This is a genomic window from Mesorhizobium sp. M2A.F.Ca.ET.037.01.1.1 (assembly GCF_003998075.1).
Classification (GTDB): domain Bacteria; phylum Pseudomonadota; class Alphaproteobacteria; order Rhizobiales; family Rhizobiaceae; genus Mesorhizobium.
Genome location: NZ_RZSA01001253.1, coordinates 1 through 1,620, shown reverse-complemented (window position 1 = coordinate 1,620; position 1,620 = coordinate 1). Strand labels below are relative to the sequence as shown.

2 protein-coding genes are annotated in these 1,620 nt (G+C 59.0%); both read right to left on the bottom strand.

Going from position 1 to position 1,620, the window contains the following annotated elements; all coding sequences use genetic code 11:
* Positions 1-11: 11 nt before the first annotated feature.
* A complete protein-coding gene (locus EOA27_RS35670; RefSeq protein ID WP_127258634.1) occupies positions 12-1,280 on the bottom strand; it encodes a hypothetical protein in 1,269 nt (422 codons plus the stop codon).
* 6 nt (positions 1,281-1,286) lie between these two features.
* Positions 1,287-1,620 (bottom strand): hypothetical protein (locus EOA27_RS35665; RefSeq protein WP_210214197.1); only part of this gene is annotated, 334 nt, incomplete at its 5' end.

Here is a 1,620-nt window from a genome sequence, read left to right as displayed (position 1 = left end):
CTGGTAGCAGTTCACTGGAACGAAATCCCGGCTATGTAGACCACATCGCCGGTTGCCGCAGCGGTAAAATCCCGGGTCGTATCGTTTTCCGTCGTCGCGATGGAGAACAGGTTCAGAGAGCCGCTTTGGTCATTGATCTGGTCGACAAGATCATGCGTCGGAGTGTCGACGCCGCTCCATGTGCCCGAATCCAATTGTGGGGTGGCCGTGCGCCCGGAGTCGACCATGATAAGCGCCAGGCCCGACGTCTTCACTTCTAGGTCAGTGAGTGTTTGAGGAGTAGCTCCGTTTATCGTCGCTGTATCGACGGGCGTGCTGCTGACGGGAAACAGCCGATAGACGCCGATCGCGCAGTTCTGTGTCGTACCGCTGAAACTGACAACGAACGTTGACGACGTTCCAGACGCCACGACAAGATAGAACCAGGCTATGGAGCAATGCCCGGTGTTCGTCCCCGTGATGAAGGGGCCGGCCGTCATCGCGACGCCATCGCAGGTGACGCCGGTTATGGTTCTCGGCGTGCCGATGTTGGTCGTGCGCGTCTGAACGGCGACCGCGATTACGCGACCCGCGCCAGCCGCGCCGGTGCTCTTGCTGGTGAAGGTGTAGGAAGAGGCGTTCGTGTTGTCGAGATAGGCGCCCTCGTAACTGTACGTCATCGCCGGCGTTGATTTTGTGAGCGTGGCCGCCGTTCCAGTGATCGTGTATGAGCCCGCACCTGCAGAAACCTTCTGCGAAGCGCGAAGGGTGGCAGCGGTTCCAGCGATGGAATAACTGCCCGCACCCGCGACGATGCTTTTGCTGGTGTTAAGGATGACGTCGGTTCCGATAAGCGCGTAGCTGCCGGCGCTGGCCGCAATCGCCTTGCTCTTCCTGAGGGTCACGGCGGTTCCGCTCATGAGATAGGAACCACTCTCGGCAGTGAGATCGTATCCGATCCGAACGCGCATGTGGAAAGCCTGCCAGGAAGCGTAACCGTCGCGTTCAGAGCCGATGGCTATAAAGCCCACGTAGTTGCCGGCGAAATCGGCAGGATCGATGTCGTAGGAAGTGCCGGAAATGCCGGTGTAGCTGTGTATCACGGCGCCATCGAGCGCCTTGAGTTGGATGGTCGTTGTCTGTCCATCCTCGGGCGTTTGGTCAGGATCGGTCCACGCGAGCGGCGGAGATAGTTCGGTCAGGCGGTTGCGCCGTGCCCAGCTTGCATGAATCGGATTGACGCCGATCAGGTTGATCTCATCAGCAATATCGACTGCGCCCAAGATATCCCAATCCGGCATTTGGCTTTATCCCTCGTCGACTGTGGCGTGGATGAGGCCAAGTTCTTTTGCCTTCTCGACCCCGAAGACTTCGCCCTCGAAGCTCATCAGCGCCTGTTCAATAAACGGCCTATGCTCGGGCTTGATGCACGACAGATGCTCAAGGATATCCTCGGCCCTCTCTTCAAGCTGATCGGCTAGACGGCGCAATTCGGCTGCGGTGTACCTGGATTCGCGACGGTCGAGCTGATGCGACGGGGCATGGATCATGAAGACCGAATCGGGCTGGCAAAGACGGCGATGTCCGCCCATCAGGATGTTCAGCGCTGCACTCATGCATTGCTTGCCGACGATGACGGTG